18 protein-coding genes and 1 pseudogene are annotated in these 17789 nt (G+C 35.1%); 18 read left to right on the forward strand and 1 reads right to left on the reverse strand.

Features of this window, described 5'->3' with window-relative positions; translation table 11 throughout:
• The first annotated feature begins 89 nt into the window (after positions 1 to 89).
• Positions 90 to 473, forward strand: a complete 384-nt coding sequence (locus CJF12_RS03095; protein ID WP_084675593.1) for a hypothetical protein — start codon at positions 90 to 92, stop codon at positions 471 to 473.
• A complete protein-coding gene (locus tag CJF12_RS03100) occupies positions 430 to 1947 on the forward strand; it encodes a T9SS type A sorting domain-containing protein (protein ID WP_051887180.1) in 1518 nt (505 codons plus the stop codon). Before CJF12_RS03095 ends, CJF12_RS03100 begins: the two co-directional genes overlap by 44 nt.
• A gap of 132 nt (positions 1948 to 2079) precedes the next feature.
• Here the strand turns inward: CJF12_RS03100 and CJF12_RS03105 are convergent.
• Positions 2080 to 3416, reverse strand: a pseudogene (locus CJF12_RS03105) (IS1182 family transposase).
• A gap of 177 nt (positions 3417 to 3593) precedes the next feature.
• Between CJF12_RS03105 and udk the strand changes: the two are divergent.
• The 16 genes from udk (at position 3594) to CJF12_RS03185 (ending at position 17779) form a co-directional block, all read left to right on the forward strand.
• A complete protein-coding gene (gene udk / locus CJF12_RS03110; protein WP_034685198.1) occupies positions 3594 to 4208 on the forward strand; it encodes a uridine kinase in 615 nt (204 codons plus the stop codon).
• A 1-nt stretch (position 4209) separates the two neighbouring features.
• Positions 4210 to 4563 (forward strand): FtsB family cell division protein, encoded by a 354-nt coding sequence (locus tag CJF12_RS03115; RefSeq protein WP_034685197.1) that lies wholly within the window; start codon positions 4210 to 4212, stop codon positions 4561 to 4563.
• A gap of 42 nt (positions 4564 to 4605) precedes the next feature.
• Positions 4606 to 5769, forward strand: a complete 1164-nt coding sequence (locus tag CJF12_RS03120) for a methylmalonyl-CoA mutase family protein (protein WP_034685195.1) — start codon at positions 4606 to 4608, stop codon at positions 5767 to 5769.
• Positions 5769 to 6209, forward strand: a complete 441-nt coding sequence (locus CJF12_RS03125) for a DinB family protein (RefSeq protein WP_034685193.1) — start codon at positions 5769 to 5771, stop codon at positions 6207 to 6209. The genes CJF12_RS03120 and CJF12_RS03125 overlap by 1 nt, the downstream gene beginning before the upstream one ends.
• Before the next feature lie 144 nt (positions 6210 to 6353).
• Entirely contained in the window at positions 6354 to 7502 is a 1149-nt protein-coding gene (locus CJF12_RS03130; RefSeq protein WP_034685192.1) for a class I SAM-dependent methyltransferase, read from the forward strand.
• A 132-nt stretch (positions 7503 to 7634) separates the two neighbouring features.
• Positions 7635 to 7910 carry a hypothetical protein gene (locus CJF12_RS03135; RefSeq protein ID WP_034685190.1) on the forward strand — a complete coding sequence of 92 codons (276 nt, stop codon included), beginning with the start codon at positions 7635 to 7637 and terminating at the stop codon, positions 7908 to 7910.
• A gap of 180 nt (positions 7911 to 8090) precedes the next feature.
• Positions 8091 to 9470 carry a dipeptidase gene (locus CJF12_RS03140; protein WP_034685188.1) on the forward strand — a complete coding sequence of 460 codons (1380 nt, stop codon included), beginning with the start codon at positions 8091 to 8093 and terminating at the stop codon, positions 9468 to 9470.
• Between the two features lie 312 nt (positions 9471 to 9782).
• Complete coding sequence (locus CJF12_RS03145) at positions 9783 to 10655, forward strand: T9SS type A sorting domain-containing protein (protein WP_034685186.1); 873 nt, start codon at positions 9783 to 9785, stop codon at positions 10653 to 10655.
• A gap of 78 nt (positions 10656 to 10733) precedes the next feature.
• Positions 10734 to 11441, forward strand: a complete 708-nt coding sequence (locus tag CJF12_RS03150; RefSeq protein WP_084675647.1) for an SDR family oxidoreductase — start codon at positions 10734 to 10736, stop codon at positions 11439 to 11441.
• A 150-nt stretch (positions 11442 to 11591) separates the two neighbouring features.
• Positions 11592 to 12338 carry an electron transfer flavoprotein subunit beta/FixA family protein gene (locus tag CJF12_RS03155; protein ID WP_034685185.1) on the forward strand — a complete coding sequence of 249 codons (747 nt, stop codon included), beginning with the start codon at positions 11592 to 11594 and terminating at the stop codon, positions 12336 to 12338.
• Between the two features lie 43 nt (positions 12339 to 12381).
• On the forward strand, positions 12382 to 13329 hold the full coding sequence (locus CJF12_RS03160) for an electron transfer flavoprotein subunit alpha/FixB family protein (protein ID WP_034685184.1): 948 nt from the start codon (positions 12382 to 12384) through the stop codon (positions 13327 to 13329).
• 107 nt (positions 13330 to 13436) lie between these two features.
• Positions 13437 to 14036 carry a bifunctional nuclease family protein gene (locus CJF12_RS03165; protein ID WP_034685183.1) on the forward strand — a complete coding sequence of 200 codons (600 nt, stop codon included), beginning with the start codon at positions 13437 to 13439 and terminating at the stop codon, positions 14034 to 14036.
• A gap of 20 nt (positions 14037 to 14056) precedes the next feature.
• A complete protein-coding gene (locus CJF12_RS03170) occupies positions 14057 to 15439 on the forward strand; it encodes a nucleoside permease (protein ID WP_034685182.1) in 1383 nt (460 codons plus the stop codon).
• A gap of 309 nt (positions 15440 to 15748) precedes the next feature.
• Positions 15749 to 16144, forward strand: a complete 396-nt coding sequence (locus CJF12_RS03175) for a hypothetical protein (RefSeq protein WP_034685207.1) — start codon at positions 15749 to 15751, stop codon at positions 16142 to 16144.
• Complete coding sequence (locus tag CJF12_RS03180; protein WP_034685180.1) at positions 16131 to 16547, forward strand: hypothetical protein; 417 nt, start codon at positions 16131 to 16133, stop codon at positions 16545 to 16547. The genes CJF12_RS03175 and CJF12_RS03180 overlap by 14 nt, the downstream gene beginning before the upstream one ends.
• A 53-nt stretch (positions 16548 to 16600) precedes the next feature.
• The gene (locus tag CJF12_RS03185) at positions 16601 to 17779 is read left to right on the forward strand and encodes an acetyl-CoA C-acyltransferase (RefSeq protein ID WP_034685179.1); all 1179 of its coding nucleotides are present in this window, start codon (positions 16601 to 16603) and stop codon (positions 17777 to 17779) included.
• Positions 17780 to 17789: the final 10 nt, after the last annotated feature.

A 17789-nucleotide genomic window follows, 5' to 3' on the forward strand; every position in this document is an offset into this window, starting at 1 on the left:
ATTTAATGTTTTATTGAATTTTTATTAAAATTATGTATTGTGTTTAGATAATATTTCATAATTTAGTGAAACAACTTAAAAAATATTAAATGAAATTAAAATTTACTTCGCTAGCTCTTTGCGGGATGCTATGTTTTTCCGCATTAAATGCACAGACATCATCTTTTGAAACTTCGGCCAGAAGTTGGATCAAAGAAAACACAAGAAATTTAGGAATTCCAGGATTCAGTGAACTTACACTAAGTTCAGTGCGTAAGGGGAATATAGGGGAAACACTACGTTTTCAGCAGATGCTAAAAGACGTTCCTGTTTTCCAGTCTGAGATTGTAGTCCATTTCGATAAGGAAGGAAAATTAAGCTATACCGGTACAGAAAGTCTGAAAAAAAATCTAAAGGAGGTGAATACAACTCCTTCTATTTCTGCTGCTGATGCTTTTAAAAAAAGCCATCGTAGCCAGCAAAGCAGGCGGTGAGATTACCTATAAGGAAAATAAGCTGTTCGTATATGTTACAGATGAAGGAGATACAAAATTGGTTTACAGAGCTGTAATTGATCCTTATGAAAACCCTGGAAGCTGGGAAACGATCATTGATGCAAAGACAGGTGCTGTGATAAGCGTAAAAGACATTGCTGTATACCACCGCGGACATGAAGACGAGCAGCCTCATAAAAAAGACAAAGTAAATAAAACACAGAAACAGGCGAGTTTTAAAGCTTCCGGTTCAGGCTATGTATTTAACCCTGATCCGTTGTCAAAAACAGGATCTGCATATGCAGGTGATTTTGTAGATAATAATGATGCGACCAATACCAGCCTTGATAATGCCAGGACTCTGGTAACTTTATCAGATATAGAGTTTGCCAATAATGTTTACAAACTAAAGAATGCTTACGTAGAAATAAGAAATATCAGCGCACCTAATACAGGTTTATTCACGCAGGCTTCCAACCAGTTTTTGTTCAATAGAAGCCAGCTAGGGTTTGAGGCGGTAAATGTTTTCTGGCATGTTGATCAAAGTATGAGATACATCAATGAAACCTTGGGAATAATCTGCAGACCAAAAACTAATGGAGGAACTGTTCTTTATGATCCTCATGCTTTAAATGGAGCTGATAATTCGAGTTATAGTACTTCTGGAGTCCTGCAGTTCGGCCAAGGAGGTGTAGATGATGGTGAGGATGCAGATGTGATCATACATGAATTAGGACACGGAATCTATCACTGGCTTTCCGGAGGAGTTTCAAATTCTGATGGATTAAGCGAAGGGAGTGGCGATTATTGGGCACAGTCCTACAGCAGAAGTTTAAATCAATGGTCTTCAACAGCTCCTGAATATCAGTGGGTGTTTAACTGGGATGGGCATAACCAATATTGGGCAGGAAGAATCACAAACTATACTGTTACCTATCCGGGAACAGGGGCAATCCATACAAAAGGTCAAATCTGGGCTTCTGCACTCATGAGAATTTATAATAGAATAGGAAAAGAGAAAACAGATAGAGCCTTTTTAGAAGGATTGGGCTTAACAACCTCAAATACAAACCAGCAGAATGCAGCTATTGCTATAAGACAGGCCGGTATCAATATGTTGGGGCAATTCGGGTTCAATTGCAATGATATTTCGGTTATGACAGAGGAGTTTAAGGCAGCCGGATACGTTCTTCCTGAATATAATTGTGTATTGAGCGGAAGAGAGATCAAAAAAGAGATCAAAAAAGAAAACGTTGCTTCTGTATATCCAAATCCGGTTACTGATGTTCTCACTGTTTTATTAAAAGAAAACAAAGAAGAAAAAGTAGAAATTTATAATATGGAAGGACGAAAAGTTCTGGAAACGACAATCGGAAATGATAAAAACAAAATTGATGTTTCTCATCTTCAAACGGGTGATTATTTGCTCAACATAAAAGGAGCTGATGTATCAACCAAATTCATTAAAAAATAAGACTTATAATGAAAAGAGGCTGTCTCAAAAGGACAGTCTCTTTTTAGTATTTCATTGAAAAAAGATTTCGATATTTTGAATAAAAAAAATATCTTGGAAAAAAGAAGATATAAGTCAAAAAAGCAGTCTGTTTTAGGCTGCTTTTGACATTTTCTTTAGATTGTGGGCAATTGCGAGTATGCCGATTTCTACCTCGACTTTATTTTTTCCCCGAAGCATGAATCGTTTAAAATTTTTGTTGTGTTTGAGCTCTGCAAAAACAGGTTCAACATCATGGGATCTTTGTTTTCTGAGTTTGATGCCCTTGCTGGTATTAAGAAGTTTGAAAACCTTTTCTCTGATTTTTGCCAATTTAGGATTGTTTTGTGAAGTGGTTATTTGTCCCGATTTCTGATCTTTTCTGAAGTAATTATATTTAACATAAGCTTTTATTTTCTTAGATTTTAACAAGTTGTAATTTTCTTCTGAGCCATAACCAGCATCAGCAACAAGCTCTTTGGGAGCTTTATGATAGCTTTCTTCAAAACCCAGTAAATGAGTCGCTAATGTTTTGGTGTCTGTTGGGTTGGGATGAATTGAATAATGTAAAATGAATTGTCTATGGGTAGAAATTTGTAGATTGTAAGCGGGTTTTAGTTGTCCGTTTCGCATATGATCCTCCTTCATTCGCATAAAAGTAGCGTCTGTATCGGTTTTGGAATAGTAATTTCTATCTTCTAATAATTCTTGCTGTTTTTTATATTTCTCTAAATTATCTGCCCAGTTTTTCTTAGCATAATTCAGTTTCTGACGAACTTTTGAAGCTACTTTTTTATCTTTCAAAACTTCATTGATCTTTTCGATGGTTTGAGTTACTTTTTCAGAATCTACTTCTTTAAAATCAATACTTTCTGTATTTTCAAGCTCGTCTTTGGCAACTGTTTCTGCATAGTTCCAAAGCTCTTCTAATTGCTCTGCAATCCTTTCTTTGTGTTTTTTGACAGCTCTTCCCCAAACAAAAGTATAGCGATTGGCATTGGCTTCTATCTTGGTGCCATCTACAAAAGTGGTTTTCAGACTTACCAAACCTTCCTTTTCCAAAAGAAGAACAATTTGTGTGAAAATAGCTTTAATCTCACCTTTCAATCGTTCACTACGGAACCTGTTTAAGGTGTTATGATCGGGACGGCTCATTGCAGAGAGCCACATAAAATGGATGTTTTCTTTCAAGGCCTGCTCCATTTTGCGGCTTGAATAGATATTGCTTAAATAGCCATAAATCAAAACTTTCAAAAGCATTTTCGGGTGGTAGCAAGATGTTCCGCCAGGTTTGTAGGTTTTAATTAAGCTTTTGATATCCAAGCCATCAATAATGTTTGAAACAATTTTCACAGGATGTCGCTCATCAATCAACTCCGATAAATTGGGAGGAAAAAGCAGATTTTCTTTGGGGTGTAATCTTTAAAGACTACTTTTGACGTACTTAACACAATGCAAATTAATCAATTTGCAACTATTAGGAAAGCGAAAGCTTTCCTTTTTGCATAAAAAAGGCTATCTCTTTTGAGACAGCCTCTTTTTTTATTGAAGAAATTACTTGTCCATTCCTTTACTTGCATCCAACTAAAATAGTATATTTGTACCAATTATATAGAAACTCAAAAAGAATGCTTGTAATAGGAATTGCAGGGGGTACAGGATCCGGCAAAACTACAGTTGTTGATAAAATATTGCAACAGCTTGATATTGAAGGGATGAATATCCTATCTCAGGATAATTATTATCATGATAACCAAAATCTGACACTTACTGAAAGGGAAGCTTTGAATTATGACCATCCCAAGTCGATAGATTTTGAATTGATGCTGAAACATGTAAAAGCTTTAAAAAATAATGAGTCTATTGAACAGCCCATTTATAGCTTTGTTACTCATTCCAGAACCGGAGATCATGTGACTGTGGAACCTAAAAATGTATTGGTTGTAGAAGGTATTTTAGTACTTACTAATAAAGAATTATTGAAAGAATTTGATTTGAAAGTTTTTGTTCATGCAGATTCTGATGAAAGATTAATTAGGAGGATAAGAAGAGATACTCAGGAAAGGGGGAGAGACCTAAGTGAAGTATTACACCGTTACCAAACTACTCTAAAGCCTATGCATCAGGAATTTATAGAACCATCAAAAAATGAGGCGGATCTTATCATCCCCAATATGAGGCAAAATTCCGTAGCGATTGATTTTTTAACTACTGTTATCAAAAACTCGTTGAGAAAACATTAAAATGGCAAATAAATTAATTAAAGAGATACAGCCAAAATCTGAAGTGGTAAAGCTACTCCAGAAATATATTTTAAACAGATACTTTATTACGATCTGTTTATTTTTGGTCTGGATGATTTTCTTTGATAAAACTTCGTTTCTGGTAATTAATGAGCTGAACGGAGAAATTCACAAATACGAAGAACAATTGCAGTATTATAAAACGGAATACGAAAAAAATGATACGTTTTATAAGAAGCTGATGAACAATAAATCGGAAAAAGAAAAATACGCAAGGGAAAATTATTTTATGAAAAAGCCGGATGAAGAAATCTTTATTCTGGTGGTAGATAGCACGCATATATCTAAAAAATAATATTTCATACGCCTAAAACTCTTAATTATAATCTTCAACTAAATGTCAAATATAGATATACTTCCAGATTGGGAAAATTTAGTAAAAAAACAGCTTAAAACAGAAGATATTTATACCATTCTGAAAAAAGAAAACTTAGAGGGGATTGATGTAAAGCCTTTCTACAGCTCAGTTCAGAAACCTCTGGTAAACCTTCCAAAAGTTGAAGAAAGTACTCATTTGGTTGCCAAATATCACGAAAGTTTAGAAGAAGATGTTTTTGCATTTATACTGGATCAGAATGTAGAAAACCTTGAAGAAAAGACAATCTTCATTAACAATAAAGATCTGGCAGAACATATCAGCCCTAAAGATGAAGATCAGTATTTTTCATTAATTGATGTGTTTGATGAGAAAGAAGGAACAATTAATGATCAGCTTGCCAAAGAATTACTGGCTAAAAGTTTTAAAAGAAATATTTGTATAGATATTTCACTTCATCAAAATTCTGGAGCGGCGATATACCAGCAATTGGGAATTGCTTTAGCAAAAGCCAAAGAGCTTGTAGAAGTTTTTGGACCTGAAATTTTGAATAAATTAATTTTTAAAATAGCAATCGGAGGAAATTATTTCTTTGAGATGGCGAAAATAAGAGCTTTTAAACTGATCTTTAATCAATTTTCCAAAGAATATGGTCTCGATGATATCCCTTATATCTTTGCAGAGACTTCCTTAAGAAATAAGGCAACCTCAGATCGTGAAAACAATCTTATCCGTTCTACATTAGAGCTTGCTTCTGCGATGATCGCAGGTGCAGATGCAGTATACAGTACCAATTATCTGGTCAATAATAGCACAGATAACTCTGAAGAGATATCATTTAAGCAACAGATTGTGCTGGCTTATGAAAGTATTATCAATGTATTTGAAGATGCCTCTAATGGAAGCTATTATGTTGAAGACATAACAAAGCAAATTGCTGAAAAGTCATGGGGCTTATTTATAGAGCTGGAAGAAGCAGGAGGATATCTTGAATTACTCAAACAAGGTATGATTCAGAAAAAGATTTATGATCATGCCATTGAAGAACAAAAATGGGTTGAAGAAGGTAAAATAAAGCTAATCGGGGTTAATCTTTATCCCAAGCTGGAAGTGAAAAAGTCGGTAGAAGACTTATACAATGAAAAAGAGATAAAACCTGTCCGCTGGGCAGAAATGTTTGAGTAATGACAGAAAAACTGATTGATTTATTTGAATATACCCATCACTATAATCGGGAAATAATTAATTTCATTTCAGAAAATATCTCGAAGATTGATGATAAGACCATTGCATTGATCAATCATACCCTCAATGCTCAGCAAATCTGGAACTCAAGGATTCTGGGGAGTGAGCCTTTCGAAGTTTGGCAGATCAATCCTTTTGAAAATTTAATAGAGATCAATCATCAGAATTTTATAAAAAGCTTAGATATTGTTCAGAATTTTGATTTAGATACCAGGATTGGATATAGAAATTCAAGAGGAACGAAATTTGAAAACAGTATTTTTGAAATGCTTTTTCATGCGATCAATCACTCGACCTACCATCGGGGGCAAATCAATTCTCTTTTGAAACAAAACGACCTTCAACCATTGCTGACAGATTATATTTTTTATAAAAGATAAACTTGTTCGCTGAGTAGAATTATAAACTACGTTTTAACAACAGATTACACGAATTAGTACAGATGTTTACCTTAATTTTTCATATGGAATATTAATAAAGTATTGATAGTTAGTTTTTAAGTTATAAATATATTTGTGAGATCTGTGGGAAATAATATATTAATTCAAAAAGTTCAAGAGTTTATCAATGCAAACCTCCATTCAGATTTGCATGCATTGCTGCTTAAGAAATCCCCGTTTCCTGATGTTACCATGCAGGAAATTGTTCAACAGATAAAAGGAAAGCAGGTTGCAGAGAGAAAATTCCCATTTTTACTTCAGGATGGAATCATCTTTCCTCCACAGCTCAATCTGGAGCAATCATCTTCAGAAAAGACTGCTCTGTACAAATCTTCTATTTTAAATGGGACAAAATTTATTGATCTTACCAGTGGTTTTGGAATAGATGCTTATTACCTGTCTCAGAATTTTGACGAAATTACCTTAATTGAGCAAAATACAGAGCTTTTAAATATAGTAGAGTCCAATTGGAGAGCTTTGGGGAGAAAGGCAAAATTTCTCAATCTTAGACTGGAAGACTTTTTAAATGAAAATCAGGAAACTTTTGATGTTGTTTATTTAGATCCGGCAAGAAGGGATACTCAAAAGAATAAGGTTTTTCTTTTAGAAGACCTATCACCTAATATTCTTGAAATTCAGGATCATCTGGTATCGATGTCGAATGAAGTGGTGATTAAGCTATCTCCTTTGATTGATTTGAAATACCTGGTATCCGTTCTGAAAAATATATCAAGGATCGATATCATCGCTGTAAAAAATGATGTAAAAGAGATCGTGGTTTTCTTATCCGGGAAAAGTTCCGGGAAAATTGATTGTCATTGTGTAAATCTGGAAAGCAGTGAACCGGATTTTGTATTCAGGTTTGGAGATGGAGAAGTAGCACACTCAGAATATGGTGAGCCTGAAAAGTTTATTTACATTCCAAATCATTCCATACTAAAGGCAGGGGTTTTCAATTTGATATCAGAAAGGTTTCAGTTGAAAAAACTTCATCCTAACTCTCATATCTATACATCCCATGAAAGAAATAATCAATTTCCGGGACGAATTTTAGAAATGGAAGTTGTTGATAGTAAGCAGATTAAAAAGAAAGAACAATTCAATATTATTTCAAAAAATTACCCGTTGAAACCGGAAGAAATTAAAAAGAAGTATACTTTAAAAGATGGTGGAGAACATTACCTTATTTTTACACAATCCAAAAAAGGGAAAATTATTTTAAAATCAATGTAAAAATGTTGCCAAGAGATGCAAGATTTCTTAATTTTGGGCAATCAAAAATTTAAGCATGAAATCGCGGACTGTTTACTGGACGATTTAAAATAGACCGATTTCATATGACCTTTAAAAAAATAAATCTTACATATGAAAAAATTAATTATATGTTTAGCCGTTGCAACTGTAGCAGTAAGCTGTAAAAAAATACAAGCCGGAGGAAATAAGAATACCCTAAAACTGGAAGAAGGAGTAGAAAGATATTCTGATGATTCACAAGGTGGTGCAAAAGCTCACGGTGATGCTCATGGTGAAGCAGCAGGACATAAAGAAAATGCTGTTGCTGAAAAAAATGAGACTGAAGCTCCAAAAACAGATAGTACTGCTGCTGCAAAGCCTGCAGAAGCTGCTAAAGCTGAACACTAATTACGAGTACAAAATATAAAAAAGTCCTGCAGCAATGCAGGACTTTTTTATATGCACGAGTCACCGATTTCTGAGTATAATTTTTTAATTTCTAATAAATAGCGGTCAGCAGGAAAATTCTTTCTTTTTGTTTGCTCCTGCAGGCCATTTTTTATAATTTTAACCAAACAAAATTTTACAATGCAAGAGACATTAAATTACATCAACGAAAACAAACAACGTTTCGTGGATGAATTATTTGAGTTATTGAGAATCCCTTCTATTTCTGCAGATCCTGCCTATAAAGATGAAGTATTGAAATGTGCAGATGTGTGTGCAACCCATCTTAAAAATGCAGGTGCCGACAATGTTGAAGTATGCCAGACGAAGGGGTATCCTATCGTTTTTGGTGAAAAGATTTTAGATAAGAACCTGCCAACGGTTTTAGTTTACGGACATTATGACGTTCAACCGGCAGATCCATTAGAATTATGGAAAAAACCACCTTTTGAACCTTATATTGAAAAAACAGAACTTCATCCTGAAGGAGCAATCTTTGCCAGAGGTTCAGCGGATGATAAAGGGCAATTTTTTATGCATGTGAAGGCTTTTGAGGCAATGATGAAAACGAATACTCTTCCTTGCAATGTTAAATTTATTTTAGAAGGAGAAGAAGAAGTAGGATCCGTAAGTTTAGGAGATTTTGTAAATGAAAATAAAGAAAAGCTGGCTTGTGACTGTATTCTTATTTCAGATACACACATTTATAGTAACGAACAACCAACGGTAACTACGGGTTTAAGAGGGTTAAGCTATGTAGAAGTAGAGGTGGAAGGACCTAACAGAGATTTGCATTCAGGACTTTATGGTGGTGCTGTTCCTAATCCTATTCATGTGCTTTCGAGAATGATTGCCAAACTAATTGATGAAGATGGACACATTACAGTAGATGGATTCTATGATAATGTGGAGGTTGTTTCAGATGAAGAAAGAGCCGAAATGAATAAACTGAAAGATAATCCTGGGGAATTTAAAAAATCAATCGGATTAAAAGATATAGAAGGAGAAAAAGGATATACCACATTAGAAAGAACCTCTATCCGTCCAACTTTGGATTGCAATGGAATCTGGGGAGGGTATACAGGAGAGGGAGCTAAAACAGTGATTCCTTCAAAAGCTTTTGCGAAAATTTCAATGCGCTTAGTTCCTTATCAGACTCCGGAAGAAATTACTGAGAAGTTTACGAAATATTTTGAGAAAATTGCTCCGGATACCGTAAAAATAAAAGTAACTCCACATCACGGAGGAATGCCGTATGTTCTGCCTGTAGCAACTAAAGAGTTCTTAGCAGCCAAGCAAGCAATGGAATCTGCATTTGGAAAAGAGGTGCTTCCTTACAGAAGTGGAGGAAGTATTCCTATTACCTCTATGTTTGAAAAAGTTTTGGGCGCAAAGTCTGTATTAATGGGCTTCGGATTGGATTCTGATGCCATCCATTCACCTAATGAACACTACGGATTGTTCAATTTTTATAAAGGAATTGAGAGTATCCCTCTGTTTTTTGAAAACTATTCAAAATAATAGAATTTTTTGAAACATTACTTACTGGTCAGGTTGTACTGGTAGTAACAAAGATATTATTTAAGAGAATGCCTAAATTAGGTATTCTCTTTTTTTTGTTGTATTGTTATCCATTAAAAATATAATCTATGGTTTATTTTATTCATTAAATATTTAGATGTATAAAATGCTTATTTTCTAATGTTATGTTCTTTGTATTGTTTTATTTGTTTGTTGTTTGGTGAATTATTTTTGATTATTTGATTTATTTAATAAAATTTTTTTTAATCAAGAAAATAAAATATATTTACAATTTAAATTAAATTAAATATTATGAAGGAAATTTTTACATCTTTAGCGGTTGTAATACTTACAAGCGTTGCCCATTCTCAAGTTATTACACAAAATGCAGTTTCGAATACTGTATCACCTACAGGTTCTGTAGCGTGCGGAAGCCAGGCTAACGGCTATACTGCCGATAACTCTTATTACAGAGTATTTAAACTATCAGATTATGGTATTAATTACAGCTATAATATTACCAATATTGCATTTGGAGTACAGACTGCCAATACTACTTTCCCTGTAGAGGTTAATCTTTATACTTTGGTAGGTGCATTCCCAACTGGAACGCCGACTCTTTTAGGGACTACTAATGTTAATATAGCACCAGCTAATGCCGGTCAAATGGTAAGTACAGGAACAGCTTTATCGCAAACGGTTCCTGCTGGAGGAACATTTGTTGTTGAATTATATCATGATGGATCTACTGCTAATCCCCCTCAGTCTTTTTATTTAGGAACGCACCCGGGAGCGCAGACGGGTCTTTCTTACTTATCTTCAGAAACATGTGGAATAGATACGCCTATTGCAACAGGAACTGGAGCTCTAGCTGGATTTGCTTCAGCTAGATGGGTAATGACTATTACAGGACAGAATACTTTGGGTGTTACTGAGGTAATTAATTCAAAAGACCTGCAAATTTTTCCAAATCCGGTTAAAGATGTCCTGAAATTTAGATTTGGTAACAATTTGAAATCTGAAGCAATTGATATTTATGATATGAATGGAAGAGCTGTTACTTCTATTTCTAATAATAAAAATGTTAATGAAGTCAATGTATCAAGCTTTACAAAAGGGGCTTATATCTTAAAGGTAAAAGCTAATGACGGGAAAGTATATGTTCAGAAAATTCTTAAGGACTAATTCCTGACAAATCTTACACTATATAAAACGCTCTAATTGGAGCGTTTTTTTTATTTTAGAGAAATTAAAATTAATGACATGCTAGAGAATAAAGTGGCTTATATAACCGGAGGTACAAAAGGGATCGGTTTCGGAATTGCAAAAATATTGCTTAAAAATGGAGTTTCTGTTGCATTTTCGGGAAGGAAAAGAGAAGATGTTATGGAAGCTGAAAAGTTGCTTCTGCAATATTCGCCTCAGGTATTAGGAGTTGTTTCGGATGTCAGAAGTCTGGAAAGTGAAGAAGAGGCTGTAAAATCTATTATAGAGAAATTCGGTAAAATAAATTTTGTTATAGCTAATGCCGGACTAGGGATATTTAAGCCCGTGGATGAGTTAACATCCGAAGAATGGAACTCTATGATTGAAACTAATTTAACGGGCGCATTTTATACTTTAAAAGCTTCCGTGGAGGCACTAAAGAAAACGGAGGGATATTATATTACCATTTCAAGTTTAGCCGGAGCTAATTTCTTCGAAAACGGAACCGGTTATAATGCATCAAAATTCGGAGTAGTAGGGTTTACTCAGGCGGCGATGATTGATCTGAGAAAATATAACATCAAAACAACCGTGATAATGCCAGGTTCGGTAGCCACCAATTTTAATGGAAATATAGTATCTCAAAAAGATGAATGGAAAATCCAGCCGGAGGATATGGGGAATCTGGTACTGGATATTTTGAAAATGAATCCCAGGGTTTTACCCAGTAAGATAGAGTTTAGGGCAACAAAACCAGCCAGGTAAGTACTTCTAATGTATTGAATAATAAATTCATAAGTATTATGCATGCATAATATATTTTTTATTTATATTTACAGAAATTAATCAAACAAAATCTCTGCATAAAGGCATCGGGTTTTTATGCAATAAAAGGGAAATAATAAAATAGTACACATGAAAATATTAGTTTGTATTAGTAGTGTTCCGGATACTACTTCCAAAATTAACTTTACAGCAGATAAGTCTGCTTTCGACAAAAACGGAATTCAGTGGGTGATCAATCCTTTAGATGAATTTGCGTTGACAAAAGCGGTTAAACTTCAGGAGTCTCAAGGAGCTACAGTGACAGTAATTAATGTAGGAGATACTGCTACAGAACCTGTAATCAGAAAAGCATTGGCTATTGGAGCAAATGATGCAATAAGAGTAAACCTTGATCCTAAAGATAGCTATTCTACTGCTAAAGAAATTGCTGCAGTAGCTCAAAACGGAGGATATGACCTTATTCTTTGTGGTAAAGAATCTATTGATTATAACGGTGGTTCTGTTCCTGGGATGATTGCTCAGTTATTAAACCAGCCTTTCGTTAACGCTTCCGTAGGTTTAGACGTTAATGGAAGTGAAGCGACTGCTGTAAGAGAAATTGAAGGTGGGAAAGAAACTATTTCTGTAAAACTTCCTGCTGTTATTGCAGGTCAGAAAGGATTAGTGGATGAAAAAGATTTGATTATTCCTAATATGAGAGGAATTATGTCTGCAAGAACAAAACCATTACAGGTTGTTGAGCCATCTTCTTCAGAAGTGAAAGTTCAGGGAGTTTCTTATGATAGTGTTCCACCAAGAGCAGCTGTGAAAATGGTTTCTCCGGATAATCTGGATGAATTGGTAAGATTACTTCACGAAGAAGCTAAAGTGATCTAAATCTTTTAATTATTAAATTTTTTAATCTTTTAAATTTAAGAAAATGGCAGTATTCGTATACGCAGAAAATATAAACGGAGTTTACAAAAAAGCAGCTTTTGAGGCAGTCTCTTATGCTAAGGCTGTTGCAGATCAGGCTGGAGATACCGTTACAGCAATCTCTGTAAACCCTACTGATTCTTCAGATTTATTATATAAATATGGAGCATCAAATGTAATCAATATTAAAGACGAAGGTCTTAAAAACTTTTCAGCAAAAGCATTTGCTCAGGCAGTAAGTGAAGTAGCTGATGGAAATATTATTATTTTCCCACACACTACAGATGCATCTTCTATTGCTCCAATGTTGGCAGTGATGAAGAACTATTCTTTAATTACTAATGTTTTGGCAGCTCCGGAAAGCCTTTCTCCATTCCAGGTGAAAAGAAGAGCTTTCTCAGGAAAAGGATTTATGCATGCTAAAGCTGAAGGAAATGGAGTAATCGTTACGGTTTCTCAAAATGCTTTCGGAGTTAAAGAAAATGCAGTATCTGGATCTGAAGAGGTGAAAAATCTTTCAGTAGCTAACGAAGATACCAAAGTAATTTCTCATGAGCAAAGCTCAGGAAAATTAGACCTTAAAGAAGCTGAAGTTGTTGTTTCTGCAGGTAGAGGAATGAAAGGCCCTGAAAACTGGGGAATGATTGAAGATTTAGCTAACGTTTTAGGAGCTGCTACAGCTTGTTCTAAGCCGGTTTCTGATATCGGATGGAGACCTCATACAGAACACGTAGGGCAAACAGGTAAAGCTATTGCGCCTAATCTTTATATTGCTGTAGGAATTTCAGGAGCGATCCAGCATTTAGCCGGAGTAAACTCTTCAAAAACAATTGTAGTAATCAATAGTGATCCGGAAGCACCTTTCTTCAAATCTGCAGATTATGGAGTAGTAGGAGACGCATTCCAGATTATTCCTGCATTAACTGAAAAGATTAAAGCAATCAAAGGATAAAATTTAGTTTTATAACAAATAAAAAAATAAAAGTTCGGGTTTTCCGAACTTTTATTTTTGTCTAAAAATTAAAACCTACAATAAAAAATTAATTTATCTTTGTAGTTATGGATTATAAGCAACTAATTATTCGCGGGATATCGTACAGCCAGACCCAATCAGGGGCGTACGCATTATTATTGGAACATGAAGAAACACACATAAAATTACCAGTTGTTATAGGGAATTTCGAGGCACAATCCATTTCTCTTGGTCTGGAGAAAGATATTCATCCGCCGCGTCCTCTTACACATGATTTATTTACAAAATTTATAGTGTCAGCGAATTATGAATTGGTTTCAGTCATCATTTATCAAATCGTAGATGGTGTTTTCTTTTCAAATATTAATTTCAAAAATAAGGTAACAGAAGAAGAATTAATTCTGGATGCCAGAACCTCAGATGCCGTTGCAATGGCGGTACGATTTGATGCTCCTATTTTCACTACTCAACAAGTCTTGAACGAAGCCGGAATTCTTTTGGAACTGGAAGATGTTTCCAAAGAAGAACAATCATTCTCAGAAACAGTTCAAACCGAAGATAATTTACGTTCTCTTTCTATGGAAGAGCTTCAGAAATTACTCGAAGATGCTGTAAAAGAAGAAGATTATGATACTGCTTTAGAAATTCAGGAAGAAATCAAGAGGAGGAAAAAGAAAATAGACTAAAGAGATATTTACAACTAACTATGAATTTAAAATTACGACTTACCATCCTCAGCTTTCTGCAGTTTTTTGTTTGGGGGGCATGGCTGATTACGATGGCTAATTTTTGGTTCGGTACAAAACATTGGGAAGGGACTCAGTTTGGAGCTGTTTTCGGAACCATGGGGATAGCCTCTATTTTTATGCCGACCATCACCGGGATTATTGCCGACCGCTGGATCAATGCGGAACGTATTTTTTCGGCATTACAAATCCTTTATGGGATTGTTTTATTCATCTTACCACATACAGGAGACCCTGATTCTTTCTTTTATGTTATGCTTGTTGCGATGTGTTTCTATATGCCGACCATTGCTCTTGCCAATTCTATTTCCTATACGATATTAAAAAACAGTGATCTGGATGTAGTCAAAGACTTTCCTCCGATTCGGGTATGGGGGACGATAGGGTTTATTGTAGCAATGTGGATCACCAACCTTACAGGAAATAAAGCAACGGAAGGGCAGTTTTATATTGGCGGGGTAGTAGCCATCTTTTTAGGAATTTACGCACTTACTTTACCCAAGTGTCCACCACAAAAGCTAATCGACAAAAATGCACCTTTATCAGAACAGTTTGGGCTGAATGCATTTAAGCTTTTCGGAAATTACAAAATGGCATTATTCTTCTTATTTTCCATGCTTTTGGGAGCTGCATTACAGCTGACAAATGCTTATGGAGATGTTTTCTTAAGTGAATTTGCTCACTTTCCAAAGTATGAAAACTCCTTTGTTGTACAACGGTCAACAATCATTATGTCTATTTCTCAGGTTTCTGAGACTTTATTTATTCTTGCTATTCCTTTCTTTCTGAAAAAATTTGGAATAAAAAAGGTGATGCTGATGTCAATGTTAGCATGGGTTTTAAGATTTGCCTTTTTTGCTTATGGTATTCCGGATGGGTACGGTTTGGCTTTAATTATTCTTTCCTGCATTGTATACGGAATGGCTTTCGATTTCTTTAATATTTCGGGCTCTCTTTTTGTAGAGACTACTACTGATAAAAAGATTCGTTCTTCCGCACAAGGTTTGTTCATGATGATGACCAACGGCTTTGGTGCTGTTTTCGGAAGTTATATGGCAGGCTGGGCTATTGATAAATTTTTTACCCACAAGTTTACTAACGTATCAGATTTGTCTTCCTATTTAGAAACCACTCCTGATAATCCTGCGTTTTTAAGAATTTTGAAAGATTCATTTAATGCGGTGGTCAACTCTGATGGAACTTTGTCATCCATCGTTATGATGAAAGACTGGCAACAGATCTGGCTGTCTTTTGCTGCTTATGCATTGATATTAGCCATACTTTTTGCCCTTCTTTTTCAGCACAAACATGATCCGAAAGAAGTAGCTAATGTAAATCACTAATTTATTAAGCTTAGTATCGATATATTAAAATGCACCTTGCTAAAAGGTGCATTTTTTATTTTACAGAGAACCCTTTTCCAATTTTCCGTTTTGTAAATAGAAATAATTCATTGGTTACAGGGATCAGTTTATGGATGAAAAAAGTCCGGATTCTAATTTTTAATAGCCATGCTTTGATGAAAAACAAAAATAGGTTATCGATAGGAATAAGGATTTTTGATTTAACAATGTGATTTACAAGATTATGTGTTCGTTTTAAACATGCTTTTCGGACTGTGTTTTTTTTTGTATTTTGGTGCTTTAAGAAATATGAGAAATATTCAGTTCATAGGATTGGTATTGGTGATAGCTGGAAGCTTTTTACCATTGGTTCATATCCCTATTATCGGGAATTGGAACTACTGGAAATTGGATCACTATTTGGCAATTGCCTGTTGGATCCTCACTGCAGGTGCCCTTTTCGGACTGGTTAATAATCGTCCTAAAATGGTAAGGACTTTTGGTTTTTTGTTGATTGGGCTATTCATTTTTACGCTTATTGCCATTAAACTTCAGTCTTTGGATTATTTCAGCTTTCTGCCTTTTAAATCCTGGAGAGACACCTTTGCAGGTGTTGTAAAGCTGAAATGGGGCTGGATCCTTGAATTTTCAGGAGCTTTCTTATTATTATTGACAAGAAAAACACAAACATATGAAACATCTTAATTTTTTATTGATTACATTTCTATTAGCCGGTTTCACTGAAGTGAAAAGTCAAGGGAATACTTTTATTTCGGATGAGGAGACCAAGTGCACAAATATGAAAGAGGGAAAATTTTTACGCGTCGATACACCTGTTACTGAATGGGTAATGGTCATAAAAGACAATGTTCAGACCGAGTATTTTAATGACGGGAAAGATTATGTACGATCCAGGTTAGAATTTGTTTACGATTGTAATTATAGATCTATTGTCGTTGCGAAATCAAATGAGGAGAATCCGGTGAAACTAGGTGAAGTAAAGATTAATAAAATTGTGGCAACAGAACGTAATCTGATCAAAATATTATCCGAATGCGATCATAAGACTACAGAATTGATCTTAGATAAAGTAGAAAGTAATAATTAAACTCAGATAAAGTCAAAATTTTTACTAAAATTAAAAAATAGAATTATAAAAAAATGAAAGAAGTATTTATCGTTTCCGCAGTAAGAACACCAATGGGTAGTTTTATGGGTAGTTTATCAACTGTTCCGGCTACAAAGCTAGGAACTGTTGCCGTAAAAGGAGCATTAGACAAAATTGGTCTTGATCCTAAAAAGGTTCAGGAGATCTACATGGGGAACGTTTTACAGGCAGGAGAAGGACAAGCGCCGGCTCGTCAGGTTGCACTGGGAGCAGGACTTTCTATTGAAACGCCTTCTACTACAGTTAACAAAGTTTGTGCTTCAGGAATGAAAGCTGTAACGATGGCTGCACAGGCAATCAAGGCAGGAGATGTAGATGTAATCGTTGCTGGAGGTATGGAAAATATGTCTTCAGTGCCTCATTACTATAATGCGAGAATCGCTACAAAATTAGGAGATGTTAAAATGCAGGATGGAATGGTTCTAGACGGTCTTACAGACGTTTATAATAAAGTTCACATGGGAGTTTGCGCTGAAAAATGTGCAACGGATTACAGCATTTCAAGAGAAGATCAGGACCAGTTTGCGATTGAATCTTATAAAAGATCTGCAAAAGCATGGAGTGAAGGAAAATTCAAAGATGAGGTGGTTCCTGTTGAGATCCCACAAAGAAAAGGAGAACCTGTAATTTTTGCTGAAGATGAAGAATATAAATCAGTAAACTTTGACAGACTTCCGACGCTTCCGACAGTATTTAAAAAAGAGAACGGAACAGTAACGGCAGCTAACGCTTCAACATTAAATGACGGAGCTTCTGCTTTAGTGCTTGTTTCTAAAGAGAAAATGGAAGAATTAGGCCTTAAGCCATTAGCAAAAATAGTTTCTTATGCTGATGCAGCTCAGGAACCTGAAAACTTTACGACGGCTCCTGCAAAAGCTTTACCTATTGCTCTTAAAAAAGCGGGTCTGGAAATTTCAGATATCGACTTCTTTGAATTCAATGAAGCGTTCTCTGTAGTTGGTTTAGCTAATAATAAAATCTTAGGATTGGATGCTGCTAAAGTAAATGTAAACGGTGGAGCGGTTGCTTTGGGACATCCACTGGGAAGTTCAGGTTCAAGAATCATCGTTACTTTAATTAACGTATTAAAACAAAACAACGCAAAATATGGTGCTGCTGCTATCTGTAATGGAGGTGGAGGCGCTTCTGCTATTGTTATTGAAAATATATAACATTCTGTTT

This window comes from Chryseobacterium piperi (assembly GCF_002285635.2).
Lineage (GTDB): Bacteria > Bacteroidota > Bacteroidia > Flavobacteriales > Weeksellaceae > Chryseobacterium > Chryseobacterium piperi.